The 18,787-nt window shown below is 72.7% G+C and carries 15 protein-coding genes and 2 pseudogenes; 6 read left to right on the top strand and 11 right to left on the bottom strand.

Annotated features, from left to right (window positions below):
- Positions 1 to 344 precede the first annotated feature (344 nt).
- Entirely contained in the window at positions 345 to 1,814 is a 1,470-nt protein-coding gene (mptB, locus tag ACGFIV_RS03390) for a polyprenol phosphomannose-dependent alpha 1,6 mannosyltransferase MptB (protein ID WP_358549285.1), read from the top strand.
- Here mptB and ACGFIV_RS03385 read toward each other — a convergent pair.
- On the bottom strand, positions 1,804 to 3,366 hold the full coding sequence (locus tag ACGFIV_RS03385; RefSeq protein WP_358549288.1) for a hypothetical protein: 1,563 nt from the start codon (positions 3,364 to 3,366) through the stop codon (positions 1,804 to 1,806). The genes mptB and ACGFIV_RS03385 overlap by 11 nt on opposite strands.
- A 335-nt stretch (positions 3,367 to 3,701) precedes the next feature.
- Between ACGFIV_RS03385 and ACGFIV_RS03380 the strand changes: the two genes are divergently transcribed.
- Positions 3,702 to 4,208, top strand: a complete 507-nt coding sequence (locus tag ACGFIV_RS03380; protein WP_392831517.1) for an ATP-binding protein — start codon at positions 3,702 to 3,704, stop codon at positions 4,206 to 4,208.
- Positions 4,209 to 4,210: 2 nt separating this feature from the next.
- Here ACGFIV_RS03380 and ACGFIV_RS03375 read toward each other — a convergent pair whose 3' ends face one another.
- From ACGFIV_RS03375 to ACGFIV_RS03350, 6 genes and pseudogenes are all read right to left on the bottom strand, one after another.
- Positions 4,211 to 4,957, bottom strand: a complete 747-nt coding sequence (locus ACGFIV_RS03375) for a glucose 1-dehydrogenase (protein WP_358549294.1) — start codon at positions 4,955 to 4,957, stop codon at positions 4,211 to 4,213.
- Positions 4,958 to 5,016: 59 nt separating this feature from the next.
- Positions 5,017 to 7,134, bottom strand: a complete 2,118-nt coding sequence (locus ACGFIV_RS03370) for an acetate--CoA ligase family protein (protein WP_392831513.1) — start codon at positions 7,132 to 7,134, stop codon at positions 5,017 to 5,019.
- Positions 7,131 to 8,621, bottom strand: coding sequence for a class I adenylate-forming enzyme family protein (locus ACGFIV_RS03365; protein WP_392831509.1), 1,491 nt, complete (start codon positions 8,619 to 8,621; stop codon positions 7,131 to 7,133). The genes ACGFIV_RS03370 and ACGFIV_RS03365 overlap by 4 nt, the downstream gene beginning before the upstream one ends.
- A gap of 171 nt (positions 8,622 to 8,792) precedes the next feature.
- Positions 8,793 to 9,146: a VOC family protein gene (locus ACGFIV_RS03360; RefSeq protein WP_392831506.1), complete on the bottom strand. Its 354-nt coding sequence runs from the start codon at positions 9,144 to 9,146 to the stop codon at positions 8,793 to 8,795.
- Positions 9,143 to 9,508, bottom strand: a complete 366-nt coding sequence (locus ACGFIV_RS03355) for a Zn-ribbon domain-containing OB-fold protein (protein ID WP_358549305.1) — start codon at positions 9,506 to 9,508, stop codon at positions 9,143 to 9,145. The genes ACGFIV_RS03360 and ACGFIV_RS03355 overlap by 4 nt, the downstream gene beginning before the upstream one ends.
- 124 nt (positions 9,509 to 9,632) lie before the next feature.
- A pseudogene (locus ACGFIV_RS03350) lies at positions 9,633 to 9,767 on the bottom strand (PT domain-containing protein); the annotation flags it as partial.
- Between ACGFIV_RS03350 and ACGFIV_RS03345 the strand changes: the two are divergent.
- Entirely contained in the window at positions 9,703 to 9,867 is a 165-nt protein-coding gene (locus tag ACGFIV_RS03345) for a hypothetical protein (RefSeq protein ID WP_392831611.1), read from the top strand. The pseudogene ACGFIV_RS03350 and the gene ACGFIV_RS03345 overlap by 65 nt on opposite strands.
- A gap of 1,415 nt (positions 9,868 to 11,282) precedes the next feature.
- Here ACGFIV_RS03345 and ACGFIV_RS03340 read toward each other — a convergent pair.
- Positions 11,283 to 12,014, bottom strand: a pseudogene (locus tag ACGFIV_RS03340) (serine/threonine-protein kinase); the annotation flags it as partial.
- Between the two features lie 276 nt (positions 12,015 to 12,290).
- Here ACGFIV_RS03340 and ACGFIV_RS03335 point away from each other — a divergent pair.
- Positions 12,291 to 13,031, top strand: a complete 741-nt coding sequence (locus tag ACGFIV_RS03335) for an SDR family NAD(P)-dependent oxidoreductase (RefSeq protein WP_358549338.1) — start codon at positions 12,291 to 12,293, stop codon at positions 13,029 to 13,031.
- A gap of 32 nt (positions 13,032 to 13,063) precedes the next feature.
- Here ACGFIV_RS03335 and ACGFIV_RS03330 read toward each other — a convergent pair whose 3' ends face one another.
- A complete protein-coding gene (locus ACGFIV_RS03330) occupies positions 13,064 to 14,269 on the bottom strand; it encodes a serine hydrolase domain-containing protein (RefSeq protein WP_358549308.1) in 1,206 nt (401 codons plus the stop codon).
- 31 nt (positions 14,270 to 14,300) lie between these two features.
- On the opposite strand from ACGFIV_RS03330, the gene ACGFIV_RS03325 reads away from it, so the two are divergent.
- The gene (locus tag ACGFIV_RS03325; RefSeq protein ID WP_358549310.1) at positions 14,301 to 15,236 is read left to right on the top strand and encodes a cyclase family protein; all 936 of its coding nucleotides are present in this window, start codon (positions 14,301 to 14,303) and stop codon (positions 15,234 to 15,236) included.
- A 36-nt stretch (positions 15,237 to 15,272) separates the two neighbouring features.
- On the opposite strand, the gene ACGFIV_RS03320 is transcribed toward ACGFIV_RS03325, so the two are convergent.
- The gene (locus ACGFIV_RS03320) at positions 15,273 to 16,883 is read right to left on the bottom strand and encodes an AMP-binding protein (RefSeq protein WP_358549313.1); all 1,611 of its coding nucleotides are present in this window, start codon (positions 16,881 to 16,883) and stop codon (positions 15,273 to 15,275) included.
- Between the two features lie 19 nt (positions 16,884 to 16,902).
- Positions 16,903 to 17,964: an LLM class flavin-dependent oxidoreductase gene (locus tag ACGFIV_RS03315; protein WP_358549316.1), complete on the bottom strand. Its 1,062-nt coding sequence runs from the start codon at positions 17,962 to 17,964 to the stop codon at positions 16,903 to 16,905.
- A 121-nt stretch (positions 17,965 to 18,085) separates the two neighbouring features.
- Here ACGFIV_RS03315 and ACGFIV_RS03310 point away from each other — a divergent pair, with 121 nt between their 5' ends.
- The gene (locus tag ACGFIV_RS03310; protein WP_358549318.1) at positions 18,086 to 18,742 is read left to right on the top strand and encodes a ThuA domain-containing protein; all 657 of its coding nucleotides are present in this window, start codon (positions 18,086 to 18,088) and stop codon (positions 18,740 to 18,742) included.
- Positions 18,743 to 18,787: the final 45 nt, after the last annotated feature.

Below are 18,787 nucleotides of genomic sequence, written 5' to 3'. Positions count from 1 at the left end.
ACGCCGGGGAAAGGCGTCGTCCCGCCCCCCACTGAACTGTGCCGATCACGATGCTACCGCTTCTCCCAGGAGCTAGGACTATCAACTCAATGAGGCATCATCTCGGGCGATCTTCGCTTAAGGTAAGCAACACGTTAATGCTGCGCCAAGCTGCCGTTGACCCGGCTGCTTTTACCGTGAGGTCGGCGATCCGGTCGCGATCCCAGTAGGAGCCGATCATGCGGCAGGCCCGGCGCGTGTGCCGTCTCGCGGCCTTGTCGCCGCGACGGCGTGACCATCGTGGTAGCTCCCCCCTGGAGGATTGGCCGGTGCCGACGTCGGTTCGACCCGTCTCCCTGCCGCCGATGACGAGGCGGCCGGAAGTCCACCTCCCGCCCCGGCGCGCGCGCCTCGCCGGGCACGCGGGACTCGTCCTGATCGCCCTCGCGATCGCCGTCATGCTGGCCGTGGCCCTCCTCGGCCCGTCCGCGGCGGTGCCCGAGCTCGGCGGCGGCGATCCGCCCTGGTCGTTCCGGGCCGCCCCCGAGGACGCGCTGGTGATCCAGCTCTGCTGGACGGTCGTCATCGCCGGCGGGCTCGGCGTCGGCGTCGCGCTGTACGGGCTGCGCCGCGGGTGGCGTCCCGCGCGCGGGCTCCTGCTCGCCGGCACGGTGACCTCCGTCGTCGCCCTCGCGCTCGTACCCCCCGCCGGGTCGACGGACGTGCTCAACTACGCGGTCTACGGTCGCATCGCCGCCCTCGGGCAGGACCCGTACGTGACCACCCCGGCGTGGCTGCACGAGATCGGGGACCCGGTCGGCGAGCTGGCCCCTCTCGCGTGGCGCCACGCCCCATCGGTGTACGGGCCGCTGGCCACATGGGCGCAGTTGGCGGCCTCGCGGCTCGGCGGCGGTTCGATGGCGGGCACCGTGCTGGCGCTCAAGCTGATGACCGCCCTCGCCTTCCTGCTGTCCGCCATCGTCCTCGACCGGCTGGCGGGGCCCGGCCGCGAGAGGCGCGTCCGCGTCCACCTGCTGTGGAGTCTCAACCCGCTGATGCTGTGGCACGTCGTGCTGGGCGGCCACGTCGACGGCCTCGGAGTGTTCCCGCTGCTCGCGGCCTTCCTGGCGCTGCGGCGGGGCGGAGCGGTCGCGGGCCTTGTGGCCGGGGCCCTGCTCGGCGCGGCGGCCGCCGTCAAGGCGCCGTTCATCCTCGCCGGGGCGGGCCTGGCGTGGGCGGCCCGCCGGTCGGCGACCACGTTCGCCGGCATGGGCATGGGCGTGCTCGCGGCGCTGGTCGGGGCGTACGCGACGCAGGGCCCGGAGGCATTCGGCAACGTGGCCGGCAAGATCGGCTCTCACTCGCTCGCGGACCCGTGGCGCGTGATCACCGACGCGCTCGGCCTCGGGATGGAGCCGTCGGCCCTGGAGGGAAGGCTCGCCCTCGGCGCCGCCTTCCTCATCGGGCTCCTGCTGTGCTGGCGGCTTCCCCCCGGGCCGCCTGACCTGCCCTCCGTACGCCCCGCGCTGGCGTGGTGCCTTTGCTGGCTGCTCACCTCACCCGTGCAGCATCCCTGGTACGACGCGCTGCTGTTCCCCCTGCTGGCCCTCATGCCGGCCTGCCGACTCGACGGGCTGCTGGTCGCCCGAGGGGTGGTGACCGGCCTCATCTACCTGCCCGGGGCCTCCGGCGTCCTGCGGCCCAGCGCGATGTCCCAGTGGATCTCCGAGACCTACCGGCCGTGGGTCGCCCCGCTGGCCGCGGACCTCATCATCCTCTGCGTGATCGTGCTGAGCCTGGCGGGCGCCTTCCGCTCGCGGACGCTCAGGCGATGAGGCGGGCGGCGTGCAGGCGCTCGTCCAGGGCCGCCACGCTGCGGGTGCGGTGCCACGGGCCGAGCTTCTCGCGGGTCTCCACGACCGAGCGGACCAGGCGCGGGGAGGTGTTGTGCCCGGCCAGGCGTGCCGCCTCGCCGAGCTCCTCGCACGCCTTCTCGATGTCGCGCAGGTGGAGGTGGGCCTGTGCCGTCTTGAGGCGGATGTAGGCGACGTTGCGCACGAAGGCGGGGTCGATGCCGGCCGCCGCGGTAGCCGCCACCTGGAGCGCCTGGGCCGGGTCGCCCGTGTCGAGCAGGCAGCCGGTCTTGGTCGAGAGGTACTGGCCCTCCCCGTAGAAGGGGACGAGCCGGGCGCCCGGATCGCCGGCGTCGGCTCCGTGGAGCTCCCGCTGGGCCTGGTCCACCGACCGGAAGCAGCGCGTGTGGTCCTTGCGGCGCTCGCCCTTGGCCGAGCGCCTCACCACGGCGGCGTAGGCGCGGGCGCCGACGTCGCAGGCGTAGGCGGTCAGGAGCTTGCTGCCCGCCCGCTGGCCCCAGGCCAGGGCGCCCAGCGCGTGCTCGACCCCGAGGCGTGGATCGCCCCGCCAGGTGGCGAGCTGGCTCCAGTTGGCGAGGACCATGCTGCACATGGCGTCGTCGTCGGCCTGGTGCGCCGCGTTCCTCGCCTGCGAGTAGTAGTAGTCGGCGCCCTTGAAGTCGTTGAGGTTGAACAGCATCCACGCGTTGCAGCGGCGGATGTCGGCGAGCAGCGAGAGTAACTTCGACCGCATCTGCTCCGGCGCCCCCGCGGAGAGCAGCGAGACGACGAGGTGCTCCTGGGCGAGCACGGTCGCCACGGTCACCTGGGGCCCGAGCGCGTCCTCCTGGCGCATGCAGTGCCGCAGCACCGCGTCGATATGCCCGATCGTCGCGTCGTCGACCCGGTTCGGGCTGGCCGCCGCCATCGTCACGCGCTGCGACTCGTCACTGTCGAGCCGGTCGAGGACCGGCGAGGCGTAGGCGGAGGTGGCGGCCGCTCCGATCAGTGCGAGAACGTCACGTCGATTCATCTGCGTTGCCCAATCCGTGAAGGCGTGGACGAGTTGTTGGAACTCCCGATCACGCAGTTCTCCTGGAGACATCGGCTCACGGAGCGGCTGAGTGGGCAAAATGCCCTTAATGTCGCTAAATGTGAGGCTAACGGTGGTTGGTGCGGGCGGGACATCCCGCCTGCGGGGGACATTCGCGTTCTGGTCGCTCTCTGTGTGGTCCTCGCCGTCGACGAGGTCGCACGCCCGGCATCCGTAGATGCGGGCCAGCCGGTTGAGCCCGGCGACCGGAGGCTCGTTGCCGGTGAGGCCGGGCCACGCCTCCCACGAGCCGAGCTTGCGGACGCTGAACGGCTCGGACGGCCACAGCGCCTTCCACTCGTCCACGACGCGGTCCTGCGTGAAGCGATGGGCCTCCCGGAAGGCCTGCCGCGAGTTGAGGCGGTAGCGCCGCTGGTACTCCCGGGCGATCTCGGCCCAGGTCGACCCCCTTTCGCGAAGCTCGGCGGTAAGGCGGTCCATCTCCTCTTTGAGGCTGCGTGGCTTACGTGGCATCGCGTACCCTCCGACCCCCGTGGATGCGTATTGCCGACACCGAGAGTAGCCAGAACAATCAATCGGCTACGGAGGGTTGTCAGGAATCGGCGGCCAGAGCGCCGGTTTCTGTCCCCACAGGGCGTCCGGGCGCACGCTCCCTCGCCCGGCCCTACAGACGCACCCCTTCCGAGCGCCTGTTGAGGCGGACGCCGCCCGCCTGAAGGTAAAGGTCCGCCCCGTTACGCAGATCCCGCCGATCCACTGCGGGGGGCCGTCACGAGGCCGATGCGTCCCCGAGCGAAAGGCCAGGGAGATTCGTGATGACCGGCATCCCATCCTGCCCCTGTGAGGCCCGCTGGGAGCTGCCCGCCGACCCGAGCGTCACGGCGAAGTGCCGCGCGATGGTCCGGGAGGCGCTCACCGAGTGGAATCTTCACGACCTCGTCGACGATGTGGTGGTCGTCGTCACCGAGTTACTGGGGAACGCCATCATCCACGGCGCTCCCCCCATCCACCTCGCTCTCCGCGCCGGTCCGGGCATGCTGACCGGTGCCGTCACCGACGGGGGCGAAGGATGGCCCCGCGTCCGCGCCGCCGGGACCGAGCTGGAGCACGGGCGCGGCCTGCGGATCGTCACCGCCCTCACCGACTTATGGGGCGTCCAGCACGTCCCCGCGGGAGGCGGCAAGACCATCTGGTTCACGTGCGTCCTGCGGCCGGCCGAGCCTTTCGAGCCCTGTGCGCCATCCGGGCCGTCCGTGCCGTCTGAGCGGTCAGCGCCGTCAGCGCCGCCCGAACTGTCCGGCAACGCCAGGCCGCCGCCATAGGGTCAGTAGCCCGCCCCGGTGAGCAGGCCGCCGTCGACCGTGAACTCGCTGCCCGTGCAGTAGCTGGACCGGTCGGAGGCGAGGAACGCCACCACGTGCGAGACCTCGACCGGCTTGGCGAAGCGTTTGATCACCATGGCCTTGACGAAGGCCTCGCCGTCCACCTCGGCCAGCTCCGGGCTCGCGACCATCGGCGTGTCGATGGCCCCGGGGTGTACGGAGTTGACGCGGATCTTCGACTTGGCCAGCTCGCGGGCCGCCGACTTGGTCACCCCGCGCACACCGAACTTCGAGGCCGCGTAGGCGGACATCCCCTCGGCCCCGATGAACCCCTCGACCGACGAGATGTTGACGATCGACCCCCGCCCGGCGGCCTTCATGGGCTCGATCACCGACTTCACGCCGAGCCAGGTGCCCTTCAGATTCACGTCGAGGACGCGCTCGTACTCCTCCACGGTCATGTCGGCGATCCGCCGGAACCGCAGGATCCCGGCGTTGTTCACCAGCACGTCGAGCTTGCCGTAGGCGCCGGTGGCGACCGACACGGCGTGGGCCCACTCCTCGGGCCGGGTCACGTCGTGCCGCACGTAGATGGCGCCCGTCTCCTCGGCCAGCGCCTTGCCCTCCTCTTCGAGCACGTCGCCGAAGACCACCTGGGCCCCCTCCGCGAGGAACAGGCGGACGTGGGAGGTTCCCATGCCCCGTGCCCCGCCCGTGATGAGGGCGACCTTCCCGTCGAGTATCCCCATGAAGTTCCTCCGGAGTTCGAAGTGCGGAGCCCGGCGCCGGCGGTCCGGACGCAGGCGGTTCAGGTCTCGATGGCCGCCCCGCCGCCGGCCGGGGACGGGCCGCCGGTACGGGCGCGCGCGAACCGCTTGCCCGCCGCCACGGCGACGGCCGCCGCCTCCACGGAGCGGTACACGGGGACGCCGGCGGCCGAGACGATGGCCCGTACCTCGTCCTCGACGCCCGGCGGGGCGCACTCCCCGTTGCGGGCCACGAGCGTCACCCGGGTGCCGGGCAGCAGGGCCTGGGCCTCGGCGAGGTGCCGCGCGTAGGCGTAGAGCGGCTCGGCGGCGTCGCCGTAGGTGAAGAAGCTCTGCACGTTCACGTGCGCCACCACATCCGGGTACGGCCGCCGCGCCACGATCGCGCCGATCGCCTCCTTGACCAGCCCGGCCGGGGCCCGGGGCCCGACGGGGATCTCCAGGGGGTTCGCCAGGGAGCTTCCCACCCCGGCGCCGAGAGCGGTGAGAGCCTCCCGCGCCTGATCAGGGAGCGGGCCGAGCGCGAGCCCCGCCCCGTCGAGGACGTCCGCCGCCAGCACGTTCGCCCCGCCGCTCGCCCCGATGACCAGCACCTCCGGGTCGCCCGGCACGGCGCGCGCCGCGTGGGCCTGGAAGAAGGCCAGCGTGCCGATCAGGTCGTCCTGGCAGTTCACCAGCGTCGCCCCGGTCTGGTCGGCGACGGCCCGCCACACGCGGCCGTCCCCGGCGAGGCCCCCGGTGTGGGAGGCGGCGGCGCGCCGGCCCTGCGCGCTGCGGCCCCCGACGAGCATCGCCACCGGCATCCGCCCGCGCACCGCCATCAGCGCCTCGAACAGCGCCCGGCCGCCGCGCGGATCCTCCGGGTACAGCCCGGCGGCCGAGGTCTCGGGGTCGGTCGCGAGCCAGCGCAGCAGTTCGGCGGGGGTGACGTCGGCGGAGTTGCCCACGGTCACGACCCGGCTGAACGCCAGCCCGCGACGCTCGCCGACCTTGATGACCTCTCCGGCCAGGCCGCCGCTCTGGGAGATGACGGCCACGCTCCCCGGCGGTCCCTGCGGCCCGCCGACGAACGTCTGCCCGCCGCGCGGGCTGTACACGCCCATGCAGTTGGGGCCGAGCAGGCGCGTCCCCGCCTCGCGGGCGGCGCCGGTGAGCTCCTCCTCCAGGTCAGGACGGCCCAGCTCGCCGAACCCGCTGCTCATCACCTGGACGAAGGGGATGCCCTTCGCCTGCCGTACGACCTCGGCGCAGCGCGCGGCGGGCACGGCGACCAGGGCGTAGTCGGCGCCCGTGTCCGCCACCGTCCGCACGGCGGGCACGCCGGCGATCTCGTCCGCCTGCGGGTGAACCGCGACGACGGGGACGCCCGTGAGCTTGTAGAACTCCAGGAACATGTTGCCGAAGCCCGGCCGCGTGGTGGACGCGCCGACCACCGCGACCTTCCCCGGCTCGAAGAGCGCGGTGAAGTCGGCGGGCGCGCCCGGACCCTCCGGCCGCGCGTCCGGTCCGCCGTGGCCGTCAGGGATGTACCGCGCGTCCACGGCCACCACCCCGCCCGCGGAGGCGATCACCGGGTTCAGCTCGAACTCGCCGAGGTCGAGATCCTCCCAGAGCCCGCCGGCGCCGCCCAGCCGTACCAGGAGTGCGGCAAGGGAGTCCATGGCCACGGCCGGGGCGCCCCGGTGGCCGGAGAGCAGGGGACGGCCCCGCAGCGACGCCAGCATCTCGCGCGCGCCCGCCTCGTCGATCGGGCAGAGCCGCAGGGCGGTGTCCCGCAGCACCTCGGTCCACACCCCGCCGAGCCCGGCGAGTACCACGGGCCCGAAGCCGGGATCGCGGACCAGCCCGACGATCAGTTCCACGCCGGGGGCCGCCTGCTCCTCCACGAGGAACCCGTCCGGCGTGATCCCGTGCGCGGCCAGGTGCTCGCGCATCTCGCCGGCCGCGCCCGCCGCCTCCGCCGCCGACCCCAGCCCCAGCCGCACGGCTCCCGCGTCCGACTTGTGCGTCAGGCCGGGGCCGTGGGCCTTCAGGACCAGCGGGGGAGCGAGCCCCCGCGCGGCCTCGGCGATCTCCCGCGGACCGGTGGCCGTCACCCCACGGGGGACGGCCACGCCGACGCCGCGCAGCAGGGCCTTGACCTCGTGCTCAGGGATCACGCCTGGTCCACGAGGTGCTGGTAGCGTTCGCGGATCTCCCGGCGCAGCAGCTTGCCGGGCCCGCCCGAGGCGTCCTGGAAGTGCGGCAGCTCGCCCGCGACCACGATGTGGTCGGGCCGCTGGTGCTCGGGAAGCCTCTCGGCCAGGGTGGCGGCGAGCTTCTCCGCGTCCAGGGAGTGCCCGGCCCTGGCCACCACCGCCAGGAGGATCCTCTGCGGCGCCGCGTCCCGGCCCTCGGCGTGGGCGGGCACGCCCACCGCGCCCGCCTCGGCCACCTCGTCCACGGCGACGGCCGCCTCCTCCACGGTGGCGGGCTGGCTCCACTGACCGCCCTTGAGGATGGCGTCCTCCCGGCGGCCGAGCACGGTCAGGACGCCGTCCTCGGAGATGATCCCGAGGTCGCCGCCGACGTACCAGCCGTCGCGCAGCACCTCGGCGGTCCTCTCCGGGAGCTTGTCGTAGCCGGTCATGCGGTGCGGGCCCGCGAGGTTGATCTCGCCGGCCCGGCCCACGACGCGCGCGCCGTCCGGTCCCGTGACCCGTACGGCGCAGCCCGTCCTCGCGCGGCCGGACGAGCCGAGCGGGGCGCCGCCGTCGTCCACCCGGCCGAAGCAGGTGTACGGCGCCTCGGTCTGGCCGTAGTAGCTGTAGACGCTCGCGTCCGGCAGCCGCTCCTTCATGCGGGCCAGCAGCGCGGGGGTCAGCGGCTCGCCACCCAGCATGATCACCCGGAGCGTCGACAGGTCGGCGCCCGCGTGGTCGTCGGCGCCGAGCAGCGCGGCGTAGAAGGAGGGGATCTGCGAGACGTGCGTGACCCGCTCCCTCGGGACCACCCGCAGGAAGTTGGCCGGGCCCCAGTCCTGCTCAAGCACCAGGCGCATGCCGGTGTAGAGGGCGGGCCCGACGATCGCGGGGAAGCCGATGCCCCAGATGATCGCGCCGGTGCCGAAGACCGACCCGGGGTCGCGCGGCACGTCCAGCCAGATCTGCGCCGTGGCCAGCGAGGAGGCGTGCGTGTGGACGACGGCCTTCGGCAGGCCGGTCGTCCCGGAGGTGTAGTAGAGCGCGAGCGGGTCGTCCCAGAACCCGCCCAGCTCGGGCTCGTCCTCGGAGGCGCCTGCGGTGAGCGCGTCGAGGTCGGCCACGCCGGGATGGCCGGAGGGGCCGCCCACCTTGATCCAGGTGGTCACGCCCGGTAGCTCCGGCCGGATCCGCGCGACCACCTGCTCCACCGTCGCGTCGTACACGAACGCCGTGCACTCGGAGTGCGCGACCACGTCCCGCAGCGTCTCCACGGGCCAGTACGGGTTGAGCGCCGAGGTCAGCGCGCCCAGCTTGGCCTGCGCGAGATACACCTCGGCGACCTTCAGCGTCTCGTTGAGCAGCACGGCGACCCGCAGGCCCGCCCCGATCCCGGACGCGCGGAGCGCGTGGGCGCGCTGGTTGACCACCCGGTTCAGCTGGTCGTAGGTGAAAGTTCTGTTCACCGCAGTAGGTCAGCGCGACCCTGTCCGGGGTGCGCTGCGCGTTCGCGGTGAGCAGGGCGTATCCGTAGTTGCCGTAGGGGGTGCCATGCGGTCGCGCCATGGGACGGCCTCCACAAAGTGATAACGCTCGTGCTCGGAGGTGGGCGGCTCGGATCCAGAGATGAATACGGGTCAGAGAGACGAATAGAGGACCAGGACGTTGCCGGAGGGGTCGCGCAGCACGGCCCTGATCTCGTGTGGGCCGGTCTCGGGGCCGCTGACCAGCTCGGCCCCCGACGCCGTGAGGTCGCGCACGGCCTCGGCGACGTCGCCGACCTTGTACGACGGCGCGGTGGCGGATCCCGCGACCTGCTCGGCCGGGGCGGCGAGCGCGATCGTGACGCCTCCCGCGTCCAGTGCGGCGAAGCGGTCGCCGTCCCGGAACTTCAGCGTCAGGCCGAGGGCCTCTGTGTAGAAGGTGACGGCCTTGTCCAGGTCGCTTACGGGGATCAGAACGTTGCCGAGCTTCTGGGCGTGCGTGCTCACGCTGGCCTCCACTGGGGTAGATCGTCTTGATCGAAAGTAAGCCGGACGGGCATGCCGACGCGCACCCGCTCGGGTGCGCAGTCCACGATCCGCCCGAACACGCGCGCGCCCTCGGGGAGGTCGACCCAGGCCAGCACGTACGGCTCGCGCCCCTGGAACGCCGGGACGAAGCTGCGGTGCACGACCGTGAACGTGTGCACGACGGCCTCACCGGAGACGGGCGCGAAGGAGAGGCCGGCCGACCCGCAGTGAGGGCACTCGGCGGCGGGCGGATGCACGCGCCCGCCACAGGCCGCGCAGGCCTGGACCACCAGCTCGTGGCGGCGGCAGGCGTCCCAGTAGGGCGAGGCGTCACCGGTCATCGCAAGCCAAGCTAGCGCACGCTTGGTTGACTGACAAGGGGCCGACGCCGGCGGTGGTCCAGTGGTGGTCCAGGGGCGGGGCGCCTCCCGGCCGGGCGAGGCCAGGGAGGCGCGTGACCGCCGGTCAGGTGAGGATGGGGCCGTCGCCCTGGTCGCCGGACGGGTCCGGCGACGGCTCCTGGGTGGGCTCCCTCGTGGGTTCCCTGGTCGGCTCCTGGGTGGGCTCCTTGGTCGGTTCCCTGGTCGGCTCCCTGGTCGGCTCGGCGCAGGGGTCGCCCTTGTGGGCCGACCTCGCGCTGTCGCTCGCCGTGCCGAGCGCGGAACCGACGTTCACCGTGACCCGCCTGACGTCGCTGTAACCGCACGCGGGAGTCGCGAACCGCACCGTGTAGACCCGGTCGTAGGCCGTGTCCCCCGACAGCGTGGCCTGCCGGGAGGCCGTGCGGGTCACGGTGCGCTCGCCCACGGTCAGGGCCTGCTCGAAGGAGGCCGAGAGCTTCACCGGGTCGGCCGTCGCGTTCTTGACCCGGACCGTGAGCGTGCCGCCGTCCCAGGAGGTGATCGAGACCGTCGGCGGCGCGCACCTGGGCCCGGAGACCCGGACCTCCTTGAACTGGGTCCCGTTGGCCGCGGCGGGCTCCGTGGTCACCCTCGCCCCGAAGGAGGCGGTCGTGCCGCACGGGACCTCGCCGAGGGCGCCGCGCAGCGAGAGCTTGTAGGAGGTGTCGCCCGTGAGGGTGCGGCTCGCGCGGTCCACCACCTTGGCGGAGCCCTCGCCGTCCCTGCGGGTGAACTCCGCGGTCACGCGCACCGGCCCCGGCCCGCCGGCCCGTACGCCGACCTCGGCGGTGCGGCCGTTCCAGTCGACGGACACCTCGCCGACCGAGGGCGGCGGGCACGGGTCGCCCTTCACCGTGACGACCTTGCTCTCGCCGGACCCGTCCGCCGCCGCGGGCGTGGTCGACACGGTGACCTGCCGGTAGACGGTCTGGCCGCAGGCGGGCGGTGCGAACCCCGCGTCGATCGGCCGGGTGTAGGAGGTGGAGCCCGTGAGGACCAGGGTCTTCGGGGCGCCCGCGATGAGCTTGGAGGGGGAGGCCCCCTGGGCGAACCGCGCGGTGAGGGTGACGTCGCGCGGGGCCGAGGTCCGTACCCGCACCGTGGCCGTCTTCCCGTCGAACGCGACGACCGTCAGATCGCTCACCGAGAGCGCGGTGGGCGTGGGAGTGGGCGTCGGCGTGGGGGAGGGGGTCGGCGTGGGCGTCGGCGTGGTCGTGGGATCGGAGCCGGGCCCGGAGCTCGCCGGGGGGCTGCCCTGCGGGGTCGCCGGCGTCACGGGGACGACCTGGGACGACTTCGGCGTCACGGAGACCGACGGACCGGGGCTCGCCGTCGCCGGCCTCTTCGTCAGCGGCTTCGCCGGGTCGCCGGTGGGGTCACCGAGTCCCGCCTGCACCGTCGGCTTGGGGGAGGTCGTCAGGGCGACGTCGCGCACGGTGGAGTGGCGGTTGGCGGCGAGCACGGCGATCACCACGCCGGCCACCACGATGCCGCTCCCGATCAGCACGCGGGAGGTCTGGCGCAGCGGCCTGCGCAGCACGGTCTGAGCCAGGCTGGTGCTCGCCTGCGGCGCCGGCTCCGCCAGGGGGAAGAACAGCGCGAGCAGGGCCGCCAGCTCGGCCAGGTGGCGACGGCCTCGCTCCTCCCACTCGGGCCCGTAGGCCGCGATCGCCGCGATCTCCAGCTCGCCGATGAAGGCCCTCGCCGTCGCGGGACGGTCGGCGGGGTTCTTCGCGAGGCCGCGGGCCACCAGGGAGCGCACCGAGCCGGGCACGTCCTCCACGGGGATCGGCGCGGTCTGGTGCTGGTGCCTGAGGGCCGCCACGTGGTCGGCGCGGTACGGCCTGTGCCCGGTCAGGCACTCGAAGAAGACGCAGGTGGCGGCGTAAACGTCGGTCTCGGGGCTCGCGGGGGCGCCGTTCCACTGCTCGGGCGCCATGTAGGGCGGCGTGCCCGAGGGCACGCCCGGCCGGCCGGCGGGGGTCGCGATGCCGAAGTCCGCGAGCTTGCTGAACCCATCGGCCTGGACCAGGACGTTCTCGGGCTTGTAGTCGCGGTGGACGATGCCATTCGTGTGCGCGGCCGACAGGCCGAGGAGCGAGCCCTTCAGCACGACCAGCGCGGCCTCGGGGCTGGTGGAGCCGTTCTCGTGGAGGATCTTGCGGAGCGAGACCCCGTCGACGAGCTCCATGACGATGGCCGCGCCGAGGGGGCTCTCGACGTACTCGTAGAAGCGAACGACGTTCGGGTCGCCGATCTCGACCATCGTGCGGGCCTCTTCGCGGAACGCGGCGAGGAAGTGGGGGTCGGCCCTGAGCTCGTCGCTGAGGTACTTGATCGCCACGTGGGCGCCGGTGCCGCTGTAGGTCGCGAGGACGACCCGGCCGCTCCCTCCGGAGCCGAGCACACGTTCTTCCCGGTATCCCGGAACGGACCAGGCGTTCATCGTTTTCCCCTCGGAGGTGATGATGCTCCCGTATCCCCAGACGAAGGTCTCACCCGATACGCCGATTGTCACGGCATTGGTAGATCATCAGTGTGACGATTCGATTACGGAAGGTATGCCGATTCAGCATATGTCAAGGTATTAGCCTGTATTTCGCCAAACCAAGCAAATGCTCGGTCAAAGGGGAAATATCGTGCCGATCGATCTCGCATCGGTCTGGGCCGGGCCGCCATCTGCTGGCCAAGCAAGTGCTAGGTAGATAGGATTCGCCGGGTGATGGAGGGCATGTGCCTGGACGGGCGTACCGCCGTGGTGACGGGGGGAGCGGGCGCCATCGGATCGGCCATCTGCGCCGACCTGGCCTCGCTCGGAGCCCGGGTGGTGGTGGCCGACCTGGACGAGGCCGCCGCCCGTGAGGTCGCCCGAGGACTGCCGGCCCTCGCGGTCGCCATGAGGGTCGACCTGTCCGACCCCGAGGACATCGGCGAGTTCTGCGAGGGCGTCGGGCCGGTGGACATCGTCGTGCACAACGCCGGGGTGTCCATCGTGGAGCCGTTCGTGATCAGCGATCCGGCCGGGTGGGAGCTGATGTGGGCGGTCAACCTGCGGGCGCCCATGCTGCTCACGCGGCTGCTGCTCCCGGGGATGCTCTCCCGCTCGTGGGGCAGGCTGATCTTCATCTCCTCCGACGGGGCGCGGGCCGGGTCGGGCGGCGAGGGGGCCTACGCCGCCACCAAGGCGGGGCTGTTCGGGCTGGCGAAGACCCTGGCCAGGGAGGCGGCGCGCGGCGCGGTGACGAGCAACGTCGTCTGCCCGGGGCCCACCGACACCCCGATGCTCCGCAGGGTGGACGCCGAGAGGCCGGGCCTGGTCGACAAGATCGCCAGGGGCATACCGCTGCGGCGCCTAGGAGCCCCCGCCGACGTCGCCGGGCTGGTCGCGTATCTGTGCACCGAGCGGGCGGCCTACATCACCGGCCAGACCCTGTCGGTCAGCGGCGGAATCACGATGCAGTGAACGCCGCCGCCCCGCCGCCGCCGGACTTCCTGTCAGGGGAGGGCGTCGTAGACGGCCTCGGCCAGGCGGTAGGCGCGGAGGTTGCCGCTGACGCTGTTCGCCATCTTGTTCATGGTGTAGCCCATCGCGAGCCCGTGACGCACGTCCCCGAGCCCGAGGAACCCGCCGAGCCCGTTGTGGCCGAAGGCCGTCTCGGCGCCCTTGGGCGGGGTGAGGAAGGTCAGCGAGGGACGCATGTAGCCGAGGCCGAAGGCGCTGTCGACGAACATCACCCGGTCGGGCCCGCCCACCCTCTGCCGTACGGCGTCGTCGAGGGTCTCGGGCTTGATGATGTCGCCCGCCACCAGGTCGCGGTAGAACCCGGCGAGCCCGCGCGCCGTCGTGACGACGCCCATCGCCGGCCAGCCCGCCCGCAGGATCACCGGGTGGTTGGCGCCGCCCTTCAGCTTGCCGGGGCTCGGGTTGCCCATGGCCCGGTTCATCAGGCTGTCCTTGTCGAGCGAGGCCTTCGCGATCTCGTACAGCGGGTCGCCGGGGCCCGTTCCTGGCAGTTCGGCCGGGGTGCGCGTGCCCGTCGCGCCCTCGGCCGCCTCGCCGCCGGTTCGCGTGCCGGACAGGCGGGCGGCGCGGGCGGCGACGTCGTCGGGGGCCCCCACCCAGAGGTCGAGCCCGCGCGGCCCGGCGATCTCGTCGGCGACGAACCGGCCCACGCTCTTGCCGGAGACGCGGCGGATCACCTCGCCGACCAGGAATCCGTAGGTCAGGGCGTGGTAACCATGCGCGGTGCCCGGCTCCCAGATCGGGGCCTGGCCCGCGAGCCGGTCGGCGATCGCGGGCTGGTCCTCGAACTCCTCGACCGGGACCTCCCGCTCGATCACCGGGAGTCCCGACTGGTGGGTGAGAAGGTGCTCGACGGTGACCTTCTCCTTGCCGTTCGCGGCGAACTCGGGCCACACCTCGGCGACCGGTCCTCGTACGTCGACCAGCCCGCGCTCGGCGAGGACGTGGAGCGCGGTGGCGGTGACCGCCTTGGTACACGACCAGGCCAGCGCGGGGGTGTCACGCTCCCACGGCCGTCCCGTGTGCCGGTCGGCCACGCCGTCCCACAGGTCCACGACGGGCTCGCCGTCGAGGTGGACGGCGAAGGCCGCGCCCAGCTCCTCGCCCTTGGCGAAGTGGCCTTCGAAGACCTCGCGCACCCGGGCGAAGCGGGGGTCGCAGTCGCCGTGAGCGGTCATTCCGGACCTCCATCAGAAAGGAAGCGCTTGCTTGGCTACCGAGCCTAACAACTGGGGGCGTTTCGGCCCAGACGATCAGCGGGGCACCCTCAACTTTCTGACCCCCGCCGCCGTGCTCGAAGCGCTCGCCACCGCGTCCACCGGCCAGGTGATCAGCCTGTCGATGCCCATCAGGGGCGCCACCTCCTCGCCCGCGCCGGCGACCGTGCCCCATCTCAGGGGACGGCCGCTGCCACAGCATTTCATGTCGGTCGACGGCGGCGACTACGCGGCCGGGGCCAGGGCGATCGGCGCCGGGCTGCGGATGGCCGACGACGCGCTGATCGTCACCCACCACGGCACCACGACGCACATGGACGCCCTGTGCCACATGTGGTCGGGGGAGGCGCTGTACAACGGGCATCCCGCCGCGCGCGTCAGGTCGTACGGCGCCGCGCGCTGCGGCATCGAGACCGTGGGGGGCGTGGTCGCGCGCGGGGTGCTCTTCGACGTGCCCCGCCACCTTGGCCTCGACCACCTGCCCGTCGGCTTCCGCGTGACGGGCGACCTGCTGGAGGAGATGGCCCCCGATGTACGGCCCGGCGACGTCGCCGTCCTGCGCACCGGATGGCCGCTGGTGTGGGAGAGGTCGCGCGAGGAGTACTGGTCGGGGCAGCCGGGCCTGGCGGGGGACGGCGGGCGGTGGCTCGCGTCCCGCGACGTCGCGCTGGTGGCCTCGGACAACGCCGCGATCGGCGGCCTCAACGCCCGCCAGCTCGCCGACGAGGGGCTGGACGACGACCTGCACATGATCTTCCTGTGGCGGCACGGCATCCACCTGGCCGAGATGCTCTGGCTCGAAGACCTGGCGGACGCCCTCGCGGATGCCGGGTCCACCGCTACGAGGCGGCACTTCGTGTTCATCGCGGCCCCGCTGAAGATCGAGGGAGGTACGGGGAGCCCGATCAACCCGCTGGCGGTCCTCTGAGGCGGGTCCACTCGGGTCGCGGGGCCGGTCGCCGGGTCAGGCGCCGGGGTAGGCGCCGCCGCCGTAGCGCGCGTCCAGGGCGTCGTAGTCGGGGGTGAAGCCCTTCTTCGGAATGGACTCGGCGAACTCGACGCGGCTCGGCTTCTTGTACGAGGCGAGCAGGCCGCGAACGTGCTCGGTGAGGGCCTCGGCGTCCGCCCGGGCGTCCGGCCTGAGCACGACGACGGCCTTCACCGCCTGCCTCCACCGGTCGTCGGGGACGCCGATGACGGCGGCGTCGGCGACCGCGGGGTGCGACTTGAGGGCGCGCTCGACCTCGGCGGGGTAGATGTTCTCGTTGCCCGACTTGATCATGCGGAGCTTCGGCCCGACGAAGGTCAGCGTGCCGTCGGGCTCCCTGCGGCCGAGGTCGCCGGTGTGGTGCCAGCCTCCCCTGAACTTCCTCTCGTTCAGCTCGGGCCGGTTGAAGTACCCGGAGAAGATTGACTTGCCGCGCGCGCAGATCTCCCCGACCTCGCCGGGCGGCACCTCCTCGCCGGACTCGCCGAGCAGGCGCACCTGGACCAGCGGTGAGGGACGGCCGGCGAACCCGGCCGCTCCCGGGGCGAGGCCGAGGAACGTCAGCATCCCGCCGACCTCGGTCTGGCCGTACCCGCCCATCTTGGACCGGCACCACGGGGTGTCTGACACCGTGATCATGGCGTCCCACTCCGGCGAGTGCGAGACGAAGGAGAGGGACCGGAGGTCGTACTTGCCCCCGGCGTTGGCCGCCACCACGGCGTCGATCATCTGGCCGAACAGGAACGCCTGCGTACACGCCTCGGCGTCGACGAGCCGGCACACCTCCTCGGCGTCGAAGGCGGGGGTGAAGACGTTCGTGCCGCCGGCCAGCAGGGTGGCCAGGCAGAACATCATCGTGCCCACGTGGAACAGCGGCCCGCTGTTGAGGAAGGTGAAGCCGGGCTCCATCTGGCGCACGTGCAGCAGGGACGCCGCGTGCGCGACGAGCGCGGCATGGCTGAGCAGGGCCGCGTTCGGCCGGCCGTCGAACGCGGCGGTGTAGAGCGCGAGGACCGGGGCCGCGTCGCCGGACGGGCCTTCCCCCGTGGCGCCGGGGTCGCCGCCCGCCAGGAAGCGCTCGTACTCCTCCCCCGAGAGCAGCCACCTCGCCGCCCCGGACCGTACGGACTCGGCCGCCCCGGATCGTACGGACTCGATCGCCTCGGACCGCTCCCAGACGACGACCTTCGGGGTGAGGTCGGCGAGCACGAAGGCCAGCTCGTCGGGCGACTGCCGCCAGTTGGCCGGGCAGAAGACCGCTCCGAGCCGGCCCGCCGCGAGCAGGAGTTCGAGGACGCGGCAGGAGTTCCGGCCGAGCCAGAGCACCCGGTCTCCCGCGCCCACACCCTCGGCGGCGAGCGCGCCGGCCAGCCGTTCCACGCGCTCGGCGAGCCGCGGGTACCGAAGGCGCACGTCGCCGTCGACCACCGCGGTCACGTGAGGGCGGCTGCGGGCGTGCTCGGCGAGGACGTCGGCCAGGGTCAGCCGGTGGACGTCCGCGGGGACGGGGTGGGGGACGGGGCGGGGGCCGGGGAGAGGGACGGGATGGGGGACAGGGAGAGGGACCGGGTGGGGGACGGTGCTCATCGCGCCTCCTGGGCGGGGGTCAATCCTGGAACGCGGGCATGACCTCGGCGGCGAAGAACCGCATCACGCTCTCCATCTCGTCGATGGGAATCGGCCTCGTGCTGCCGAAGTCGCACATGAGGTCGCTGAAGCCGAAGTCCTGAAGCATCCGGATCTGGCCGATCACCCGCTCGGGGTCGCCGATCACCTCCAACTGCTCCCACCGGAACTCGTTGCTGACCGAGCCGCCCTTGAGGTAGCGGTCCTGGTAGTACTCGAACCCCTGGGCCGCCTTGCCGGTGCGGGCGTCGATGGGCGCGCTCTTCTCGTTGAAGATGCGGGCGCGGTCGAACATCTTCTCGAACCTCGCCTGGTCCTCGCGGGCCCGCTCGGCGGTCGGCGCGACGTACACGCTGCGCGCCACGACCAGCTCGGCCGCCTCGACGTCGTGCCCGGCCCCCCGCGCGGTCGCCCGCCACGTCTCCGCCGCCTTGGCGATCTTGTGGAACGGCGCCGCGGGGTCGGCGAGGATCGGAAGGCCGCGCTCGGCGTACATGGTCACCGTCTCGGGCGACACGGCCGCCACGTGGACGGGCGGGTGCGGCAGCTGCGCCGGCCGCGGCACCAGCGACACCTCGGCGCCGGTCCTGTAGAACTTGCCCACGTGCTGGTAGGTCTCGTTGCCCCACAGGCCGAGGATCATCTCCAGCGACTCGTTGAACCGGTCGCGGGCCTCGGCCAGGTCGACCCCGAACCCCTCGAACTCGAAGCTCTGGTAGCCGCGCCCGATGCCGAGGTCGAGCCTGCCGCCGGACAGGACGTCCACCTGCGCCGCCTCCTCCGCGACGTGGACGGGGTTGTGCAGGGGAAGCACCACGATGCCGGTGCCGAGGCGCAGGCGGGTGGTGCGCGCGGCGAGGTGCGCGAGCATCGTGAACAGGTTCGGCACCACCCCGTAGTCGCGGAAGTGGTGCTCGGCCAGTCGCACCCCGTGGAAGCCCAGCTCCTCGGCGAGCTCCACCAGCCTCAGGTGGTAGTCGTAGACGTCCTTGAAGCTCTGGCCGTCGAACCGGTGGAAGAGGTGGAAGGTCGAGAACTTCATCGGCGGTACCCCTGGCGGTCGTCTCCACATGCCCTGTCGTCGTGCCCGTGCGTGAACCAAGCGCTCGCTTGGTGAGCGTATCAGGTTGGCGGGCGTGGCGCCTTCGTGATGAGCTGTCCCCGTGGCGACGAACCTGATCCTCTCCGGGGGCGTGGCGCACGACTTCCCCGTGACCTCCGGGGCCCTCGCGGGCGTGCTCTCCGAGGTGGGCGTCGAGTCCGAGATCACCGAGGACATCGCGGGAGCGCTGGGCGGCGGCCGCGACTTCTCGCTCATCACCGTCAACGCGCTGCGCTGCTGCGGCGACGGAGGATGGTCGGTGGAGGAGGGCGGGTCGTCCTTCGAGCTGCCGCCCGAGGCGCGGGCGGCGCTGCTCCGCCACCTCGACAGGGGAGGCGGGGTTCTGGCGTTGCACGCGGCGGCGATCTGCTTCGACGACTGGCCCGCGTGGCGGCGAATGCTGGGAGCGTCGTGGACCTGGGGCGTCTCCCACCATCCACCGCTCGGCCCGGCGCGGGTCAAGGTCCACGGCGGCCATCCGATCGTGGACGGCCTGGACGACTTCGAGCTGGTCGACGAGGTCTACAGCGACCTCGACGTGCGCGCCGGCGTGCGGCCCCTGGCGTCCTCGCTCGGGCAGCCGCTGCTGTGGGCGCGCACGGCGGGGCGGGGACGGCTGGTGTACGACGCGCTCGGCCACGACGCGCGGTCGTACGAGAGCCCCGCGCACCGCACGTTGCTCCAGCGTGCAGCCCGCTGGCTGCTGGAGCGCGCCTGACGGCCTGGGACGACGGACCGGCCGGTCGCCCGCCCGTGGGTCCAG

The sequence above is a fragment of the Sphaerisporangium sp. NPDC049003 genome (assembly GCF_043197795.1).
Classification (GTDB): domain Bacteria; phylum Actinomycetota; class Actinomycetes; order Streptosporangiales; family Streptosporangiaceae; genus Sphaerisporangium.
The sequence above is the reverse complement of the archived record's forward strand: the minus strand, read 5'-3'. Positions and strand labels throughout refer to the sequence as shown.

Excerpts from the sequence above, each read along its gene's own strand:
- mptB (WP_358549285.1), top strand. The coding sequence starts at position 345 with ATGACGAGGCGGCCGGAAGTCCACCTCCCGCCCCGGCGCGCGCGCCTC.
- ACGFIV_RS03385 (WP_358549288.1), bottom strand. The coding sequence starts at position 3,366 with ATGGACCGCCTTACCGCCGAGCTTCGCGAAAGGGGGTCGACCTGGGCC.
- ACGFIV_RS03380 (WP_392831517.1), top strand. The coding sequence starts at position 3,702 with ATGACCGGCATCCCATCCTGCCCCTGTGAGGCCCGCTGGGAGCTGCCC.
- ACGFIV_RS03375 (WP_358549294.1), bottom strand. The coding sequence starts at position 4,957 with ATGGGGATACTCGACGGGAAGGTCGCCCTCATCACGGGCGGGGCACGG.
- ACGFIV_RS03355 (WP_358549305.1), bottom strand. The coding sequence starts at position 9,508 with ATGACCGGTGACGCCTCGCCCTACTGGGACGCCTGCCGCCGCCACGAG.
- ACGFIV_RS03335 (WP_358549338.1), top strand. The coding sequence starts at position 12,291 with ATGGAGGGCATGTGCCTGGACGGGCGTACCGCCGTGGTGACGGGGGGA.
- ACGFIV_RS03330 (WP_358549308.1), bottom strand. The coding sequence starts at position 14,269 with ATGACCGCTCACGGCGACTGCGACCCCCGCTTCGCCCGGGTGCGCGAG.
- ACGFIV_RS03320 (WP_358549313.1), bottom strand. The coding sequence starts at position 16,883 with ATGAGCACCGTCCCCCACCCGGTCCCTCTCCCTGTCCCCCATCCCGTC.
- ACGFIV_RS03315 (WP_358549316.1), bottom strand. The coding sequence starts at position 17,964 with ATGAAGTTCTCGACCTTCCACCTCTTCCACCGGTTCGACGGCCAGAGC.